Origin of the sequence: Actinomadura fibrosa (genome assembly GCF_900659615.1) — a bacterium.
GTDB classification, from domain to species: Bacteria; Actinomycetota; Actinomycetes; order Streptosporangiales; family Streptosporangiaceae; genus Spirillospora; species Spirillospora fibrosa.
This window is the reverse complement of record NZ_CAACUY010000350.1, coordinates 1-7511: the sequence shown is the minus strand read 5'-3', so window position 1 is coordinate 7511 and position 7511 is coordinate 1. Positions and strand designations below refer to the sequence as shown.

Annotated in this window: 8 protein-coding genes; 1 reads left to right on the top strand and 7 read right to left on the bottom strand. The window is 73.3% G+C overall.

What is annotated here, in order from left to right; translation table 11 throughout:
* Positions 1 to 612: acyltransferase family protein (locus tag E1300_RS45730; protein WP_242619822.1), on the bottom strand; the 612-nt coding region annotated here is incomplete at its 3' end.
* Positions 613 to 751: 139 nt separating this feature from the next.
* On the opposite strand from E1300_RS45730, the gene E1300_RS45725 reads away from it, so the two are divergent.
* Entirely contained in the window at positions 752 to 1387 is a 636-nt protein-coding gene (locus tag E1300_RS45725) for a class I SAM-dependent methyltransferase (RefSeq protein ID WP_131763523.1), read from the top strand.
* 60 nt (positions 1388 to 1447) lie between these two features.
* On the opposite strand, the gene E1300_RS45720 is transcribed toward E1300_RS45725, so the two are convergent.
* The 6 genes from E1300_RS45720 to E1300_RS45695 form a co-directional block, all read right to left on the bottom strand.
* Positions 1448 to 1915 (bottom strand): lamin tail domain-containing protein, encoded by a 468-nt coding sequence (locus E1300_RS45720; RefSeq protein WP_242619821.1) that lies wholly within the window; start codon positions 1913 to 1915, stop codon positions 1448 to 1450.
* Between the two features lie 105 nt (positions 1916 to 2020).
* The gene (locus E1300_RS45715; RefSeq protein ID WP_131763522.1) at positions 2021 to 2452 is read right to left on the bottom strand and encodes an RNA-binding S4 domain-containing protein; all 432 of its coding nucleotides are present in this window, start codon (positions 2450 to 2452) and stop codon (positions 2021 to 2023) included.
* Between the two features lie 40 nt (positions 2453 to 2492).
* Positions 2493 to 3530: a 1-acyl-sn-glycerol-3-phosphate acyltransferase gene (locus E1300_RS45710; protein WP_131763521.1), complete on the bottom strand. Its 1038-nt coding sequence runs from the start codon at positions 3528 to 3530 to the stop codon at positions 2493 to 2495.
* A gap of 4 nt (positions 3531 to 3534) precedes the next feature.
* Positions 3535 to 4365 carry a patatin-like phospholipase family protein gene (locus E1300_RS45705; RefSeq protein WP_242619820.1) on the bottom strand — a complete coding sequence of 277 codons (831 nt, stop codon included), beginning with the start codon at positions 4363 to 4365 and terminating at the stop codon, positions 3535 to 3537.
* A 132-nt stretch (positions 4366 to 4497) separates the two neighbouring features.
* Positions 4498 to 6444, bottom strand: a complete 1947-nt coding sequence (locus E1300_RS45700) for a glycoside hydrolase family 3 protein (RefSeq protein WP_242619819.1) — start codon at positions 6442 to 6444, stop codon at positions 4498 to 4500.
* Between the two features lie 382 nt (positions 6445 to 6826).
* The coding region (locus tag E1300_RS45695; protein WP_207400357.1) for a YsnF/AvaK domain-containing protein at positions 6827 to 7511 on the bottom strand (685 nt) is incomplete at its 5' end.

Below are 7511 nucleotides of genomic sequence, written 5' to 3'. Positions count from 1 at the left end.
CGCCCCGCCAGCGGACGAGCCGGTACCCGCCGTCCGGGACAGCAGGGCCACCGGCAGCGTCCCGCCCGCGAGGACGGCGGCCGCGCCGAGCCCGGCGGCGACCGGCGCCGAGCGGCGGTGCGCGCCGGCCACGAACAGCGCGACGACGAGCAGGTAGAAGGCCATCTCGTACGAGAGCGTCCACAGGACGTTCATGACGTTGGGGACGGCCAGCAGGTCCTGGAGCATCGTGAGGTGGGCGAGGACGGCGGTCGCCGGGTGGTACTCCTCCAGCCCGGCGCGCAGCCCGAGCACGCCCAGCAGGAACGGCAGGACGGCCAGCAGGCACGTCACGGCGAGCAGCGGGTAGATGCGGCAGAACCGGCTGATCCAGAAGCCGCGCACGCTGCCCCGCCGTTCCAGCGAGGCGGGCACGATGTAGCCGCTGACCAGGAAGAACACGAGGACGCCGTAGGTGCCGAGGTCGAACCGGCCGTTCAGCACCACGCGCATCGCGGGGAAGAAGAGGTAGGCGGCGTGGTGCAGCGCCACCACGAGGGCCGCCCATCCGCGCAGCGCGTCCAGCCAGCCGAGCCGGACGGAGGAGGGCGAAACACCCAAAGTGGGGACCACCCCATCAGACTAGGGCGTAGCGGAGAGTCCCGGCGGCGCGTCACGCCATTCGCGCCCTTCACGGCACTCGCGCCCCAGCCGTCCCGGCACGGCCCGGGAAGCCGACATGTCGACACTTCGGCCGATACCGTTGCCGATCATGACCGCACCCGCCCACCTGGCCGCCACCCGGACCGCCTACGACTCCGTCGCCGCCCTCTACGCCGAGCTCGTCGGGAACGTCGAGAGCAACCCGCCCGTGGACCGGGCGATGCTCGCCGCGTTCGCCGAGCTGGCCGGTCCGGCCGGGCCGGTCGCGGACCTCGGCTGCGGTCCCGGCCACCTGACGGCGCACCTCGCCGCGCTCGGCTGCGCGGCCTTCGGCGTCGACCTGTCCCCGGCGATGATCGAGCTGGCCCGCGCGGCGCACCCGCGCCTGCGCTTCGACGAGGGCTCCATGACGGCGCTGGACCTCGCGGACGGCTCCGTCGGAGGCGTCCTCTCCTGGTACTCCACCATCCACACCCCGCCGGAGGGGCTGCCCGAGGTGCTCGCCGAGCTGCACCGCGTCCTGGCGCCCGGCGGCCACCTGCTGATCGGGTTCTTCGGCTCGGACGAGCCGTCCGTGCTGCCCTTCGACCACAAGGTCACGACCGCGTACCGCTGGCCGCTCGACCGGTTCGCCGCCCTGCTGGACGACGCCGGGTTCGCCGAGGCGGCCCGGATGTCGCGCGCCCCCGTGGACGGCGAGCGGCCGCTTCCCCACGGCCGGATCCTCGCCCGGAAACCGGTCTAGCGGCGCGGCGGAACGCGAGGCCCGGGCACCCACACGGACCCGGGCCTCGCGCGGTCCCGGCTAGCAGTACTTCGAGGAGCCCTTGCTCGTCCACGAGCACTTGTCGGCCGTCGAGCCGCTCGGGTAGCGGAGGTAGGCGGTGTCCCCGGTGTTGTTCCAGACGTAGGAGCCCCGGCCCCAGTACCGGTGCGTGGAGCCGTTCTTCCCCTTGCCCGTGTGGACGTACACGGACTTGCGCCCGCCGAGCTTGAACGACCCGAACGTGTAGGTGTAGCCGGTCTTGTCCCGCAGCTTGTAGCCCTTGAGCTGCCGCGACGTCTTGGACGTGTTGAACAGCTGCACCCATTCGCCGTTCAGCGACGCGTTCGAGCGGTTGTCGCTGCCGGGCGAGTCGAAGTACACCCGGTAGATCTGCACCGCGCTGGCGGCCTCCGCCGGCGCCGCCGCGAGCACGCCCGCCCCGACCGCGCCGGCGATCGCGACCGCCCCCGCCACGAGTGCCTTCTTCGCCCCGTAAGCCTTCTTCACCCCGTGGGTCCCTTCTGACGAAATGGACCCCAAGTTGTATCGATTACCGGCGGCTCATGGTGGTTCCTGGCCGATGCCGGTTCGGGCGCCAACCGGGGACGCCGGTCAGGCGTCTCCCACGTCTCCGGCGGGGGGCTCGGCGAGGTCGTGCGCCAGCCGGCTCTGCTGGAGGGCGCGGAGCCGGTCGAGCTCGCGGCGGTCGCGCTTGGTGGGCCGGCCCGCACCGCGGTCGCGGCGGCCGATCGGGATCAGGGCCTCGCGCGGCGGGGGCGGCGGGCTCTTGTCGATCAGGCACTCCTGCGCGACCGGCGCGCCGACGCGCTTGCGGACGACGCGCTGGACGACGACGATCCGCTCCCGGCCGTCGTGCCGCAGCCGGATCTCGTCGCCGGGACGCACGGGGGTCGCCGGCTTGGCGCGCTCGTCGTTGACCCGCACGTGGCCGGCGCGGCAGGCGGTGGTCGCCATCGAGCGGGTCTTCAGCAGGCGCACCGACCAGATCCACAGGTCGACCCGCACGCTGCCCTCGTCTGTCATGCCCCGACGATAGCTCGCGGGTCAAAAGGGATATCCAGCATCAGATGTGGTCATCGGCGCGGTGGTCCGGCGTGCTCTCCGCGCGGTGGGACGCGATCCAGGCGTCCGCCTCCTCCCACCGCGTGTAGAGCCAGTCGATCCGGGCCTCCCGGTCGCGCGGCACGTCCTCGGCGGGGAAACGCCACCAGCGGGCCCGGACGGTATGAGTCAGCGGAACGCTCCGCCAGACCTCGCCCACAGACGTCATGTCCTCCAGGCCGACGTGCGCGACGAACACGACGTCGGCGCCCGGGGCCGCGTCGAGCGCCGCCAGGACGCCGCCCGGGCGCGGCGGCATGAGGTGGCGCATCCCGGCGGCGCGGGACGCCTCGCGCCACCGCCGCAGCCGGACCAGCCGGCGGATCGCGCGGCGGCGGCGGTCGGGCGTGAAGTTCCCGCCCTCCGGGAAGATCACGACGGCGTCGCGGGGCCCGAGGTCCCGGGCGAGCCGTCCGATGCCGGGGACGTTGTCGCCGCCGGGCGCCACGAACACGTTCGGCAGCCGGTTGCCCGCGATGTCGATGCAGGGGTCGAGCTGGAGCTGCGCCTTCATCACCACGCGGGGGCGGCGCCGGTAGCCGCTCATCAGGTGGTGGACGAGCAGCAGCGCGTCGCCGGGGCCGGCGTGCCTGCTGAGCACGATCAGCGGCCGGTCGCCCTCGGGCCCGCTCGCGCCGCCGCCGGGCCCACCGGTGCCGCCCTCCGGCCCGCCCGCGTCCCCCTCAAAGCCGCCCTCGATCTCGATCCGCAGGCCGAGGCGCCGCTGCGCGGAGCGGTACAGGCCCCCGACGTACCGGCGGATGACGTCGTAGTGGCGGTCGGGGTCGGCCCGGACGAGCCACAGCCGCCCGCACCCGAGGACCGCGGCCGACTCCAGCCCGCCCCACGCCAGCGCGAACCACAGGAAGCGCATGACCCGGCTGCGGCGGCCTCCGGCCAGCGTGAGCACGAACACGACCGGGAAGACGGCGGCGACCAGCAGGGCGAGGACGAACAGCAGCGGAATGGAGAGGGAGCGGCGCAGGAAGGGGGGCGGCACCGTCTCACCCCCGTTCTTCGAGGTATCTCAGCGACGCCCGGTAGGCGCGCTCGATGTGGCTCTGGATCCCCGAGGTGGCGCGGTACCGCATCTGGGCCAGGTCGACGCCGGGCCTGCGCGACTCGCCGCCCGCGGGCAGGACGTGCACCGCCAGCCCCTCCGGGAGCGCGGCCATCTCCTCGAAGAACCGGTGCCGCCGCGCGATCTCGAACGCGACCATGCCGACCTCCCAGGGCCGGCGCGGCGGCGCCAGGGCCCGCTCGATGCGGCCCACGTGCAGCACGTAGACGGTGGTGGCGCCCAGCTCGACCGCGCGTCCGACGGGGATGCTGTGCACGAGCCCCCCGTCGAAGTAGTGCCGGTCGCCGACGCGGACGGGCGGCAGCAGCCCCGGCGCCGCGGACGAGGCCAGCACCGCCGGGGTGATCGGCCCGCTGGAGAACCAGTGCGCCATCGCCGTCTCGATGCACGCGGCGACGCACTGGAACGGGACGGCGAGGTCCTCGAAGACGGCGCCCTTCAGCATCTCGTCGAGCGTCCGGCGCAGCGGCTCGTTCGCGTGGAGGTGGGTGCCCGAGCGGGCGAGCGTCCACAGCCGGGACCACACGGGCGCGCCCAGCACGCCGCGGACGGCCTCGTCCGACCAGAGCCCGGTGAGCCGCTCGACGGCGGTGTCCGGGTCGGCGGCGACGAGCGCGCCGTTCAGCGCGCCGATGGAGGTCCCGACGACCAGGTCGGGACGGACGCCGCACTCCCGCAGGGCCCGCAGCATGCCCACCTCGTGCGCGCCGAGCACCCCGCCGCCGCCGAGCACGAACGCCACCCGTGATCCCACCGCGCCTCCGATCCTCACCGCAGCCTTGCCAGCGGTGATCGGGATAAACCGCCGGGACGCCGCGAGGGCCGTGCCCGGAACGCCAGGGTTCCGGGCACGGCCCGAGAGATGGACGGCGCTCTGCCCGTACTCCTAGCGGCGAGTCCGGAGGCCGTAGCCGTAGGGGAACAGCGGGTCGTAGCCCTTGTCGCCGACGTTGACCGGCTCCTGGGCCTCGCTGCGCGGCCAGCTCACCGGCAGCTTCCCGGTGAAGGGCCGCTTGCCGAACAGGACGTCCGCGACGCCCGCGCCCTCGCTGCCCGGCAGCCAGGACATGACGAACGCGTCCGTCTTGGGCAGCTGGTCGGTGATGATCTGCGGGCGGCCCGCGACGTCCAGCACGACGCACGTCCGGATCGCGCCGCACACCTTGTCGATCGCGGCCTTGTCCGCGTCGGACAGGTTGAGCGTGTGGCCGTTGCCGACGTCGCCCACGCCCTCGGCGTACGGCTTCTCGCCGATGACGACGACGCCGACGTCACTGCCCGCGGTCGGGGCCGAGGCGTCGGCGCTGTAGGTGACCTTCGAGGCGTTCTGCTGGATGCCCTTCAGGATCGTGGTGCCCGGGATGATGTTCCCGGAGCTCCCCTGCCAGGTGACGGTCCAGCCGCCCGCCTGATTGCCGATGTCGTCGGCGTTCGCGCCCGCGACGTAGATCTTCTGCGACTTCCTCAGCGGCAGCGCGCCGCCGGAGTTCTTCAGCAGCACCTGCGACTTCGCGACGGCCTCGCGGGCCACCGCGCGGTGCGCGGCCGAGCCGATCGTCCCCGCGTTGGACCGGTCGGTGTACGGGTGCTCGAACAGGCCGAGGTCGAACTTGGCCTTGAGGATCCGCCGGACGGCGTCGTCGATGCGCGACTGCGGCACGCGGCCCGCCCGCACCTCCGCCAGCAGCGTCTGCTCGAACTGCGGAGCGCTGTAGGGCTCCATGAACATGTCCATGCCCGCGTTCACGGACGTGCGGACCTGCGTGGCGTAGTCGCCGGGGATCTGGTGGATGGCCTCCCAGTCGCTGATGAGGAACCCGTCGAAGCCGATCTTCTTCTTGAGGACGTCGGTCAGCAGCTCGGTGTGGGCGCTCATCTTCAGCGGGTTGCCGACGCCGTCCTCGGTCCAGTCGACGCTGGAGAACGACGGCATGATGCTGCCGACGTTGCGCTTCCGGACCGCCGCCACGTACGGCGCGAGGTCGATCCGCGCGAACGTCCGGCGGTCGGTGATCGTCACGCCCTGGTCGATCGTGTACGTGCCGCTGGTGGACGTCCCGAACCTCGTGTCGCCGTCACCGGCGTAGTGCTTGGCGGTCGCGAGCACGTGCTTCGGATCGGCGAGGTCCCTGCCGCCGCGGCCCTGGAAGCCCTCGATGGCGGTCGTCATCGAGGTGACCAGGCCCGGGTCCTCGCCGAAGCTCTCGTACGTCCGGCCCCACCGGACGTCGCGGGTGACGCAGACGCAGGCGGCGAACACCCACTGCGGTCCGGTCGCCCGCGTCTCGGTGGCCGTGATCTGCTCCTCCCGCTTCACCAGGCCCGGGTCGCGGGTCGCGCCCATCGCGATGTTGTGCGGGAAGACGGTGGCGCCGACGAGGTTGTTGTGGCCGTGCACGGAGTCGACCCCGTACAGCAGCGGGATCTTCAGCCGCGTCGCGAGCGCGTGCGACTGGTAGTCGTCGACCATGTCGGCCCAGCCCGCCGGGGTGTTGTCCGCGGGCACGGACCCGCCGCCCGACAGCACCGACCCCAGGTTGAGGGAGGTGATCTGGGACCGGTCGCCGTCGATGGCGCCGCGCTCGGCCTGCGTCATCTGGCCGACCTTCTCCTCCAGCGTCATCCGGCCGAGCAGGTCGGCGACGCGCTGGGAGACGGGAAGCCTCGGGTTGAGATACGGCGCGGCCGGCCCGCCGGCGAGCGCGGGCGGGGCCGCGATCGCGGACGGCAGCGCGGCGGCGATCGCGAGGGCGATGCCCACGCGTCCGGCGGACTGCCTGATCCGGGTGGCGGGAACGCGTCCGCGGACGGGGCGTCTGTGGGGGTGTCGCAAGTCGTCCCTCCTCGATACGTGAACGAGGACGCCGCGCGGTCCCGGTGGTTCCGGCGGACCGCACGCCGGAGGAGGGGTCACGGCTCGCCCGGACGGCCGTGACCCCAGCGCCGGCTCTGACGTCGCCCGCAACCTCTCCCGCATCGAGGGATCTGTCAAGAAACCTGCCTATTGCGCCGGACGAGCCTCGCGGAACCGTGGAAGAAGGCTTGACCGGTACTAAATCCACACGTTGAATCATGGGGCGAAATAAGCCGCGGGACCGGGCGGAGCAGCATGTGCCCCGCCCGGTCCCGTGCTGCGCCCGGAGCCCGGCCTCCCGCGCCCCATCCGTCCCGGTGGCCACATCCGGCCACATCCGGTCACGAAGGGCCCGGCCGGATCAGGTCCCGGACGGACGCCCCTGGTCGCGCCGGTCCCCGCGCCCGTCCGGCCCGACGCGGCCGTCCGGCCCGACGCGCGCGTCCGCTCCGGCGCGCCCGTCCGGCCCGGTCCGGTTGCCGCGGCCGAGCCGCTCGCGGGCGTCGCCCCGCGTCCCGTCGTCGCGGGTCACCTCGACGCGCTCGACGCGGATCTCGTCGCGGATCGTCTGCTCGTCCTGCACGTTCTCGGTGCGGACCCGGACGTGCTCGACCGGCACGGTCTCCTTGGTCACGAGCGGCCGCTCCTCGTAGAGGATGATCTCGTAGTCGTCCTCGGACACGGTGACGCCGCTGACCGGCTTGCCGCCCACGATCGGCTCGCGGTCGATCCTGATCTCCTCGTGCGAGACGGGGACCGTCCGCTCGACGGTCTCGGTCTCGACCCACTTGCGGACGTGGACGCGCCCGGCCTCGAACCGCTCGGTGTCGATCTGGAGCCGCTCCTCCGACCGGGTGATCTCGGTGGGCAGGGCCTCCGCGCCCTCGCGCGCCGACTGCGCGGGCATGCCCTGGCCGCGCTCCGGGTGGACGGCCATGCCGGCGGGCGCCGGCTTGTCCGCCGTCCGCGTCCGGCCAGCGCCGTCAGCCGTGGCAGCAGCCGTGCGGCCGTGCCCGCCACTTCCCGCGTGCCGGGCTCTGCCTCCT

What these genes read in the sequence shown, in the direction of transcription:
- E1300_RS45725 (WP_131763523.1), top strand. Translation starts at nt 752, where the DNA reads ATGACCGCACCCGCCCACCTGGCCGCCACCCGGACCGCCTACGACTCC.
- E1300_RS45715 (WP_131763522.1), bottom strand. Translation starts at nt 2,452, where the DNA reads ATGACAGACGAGGGCAGCGTGCGGGTCGACCTGTGGATCTGGTCGGTG.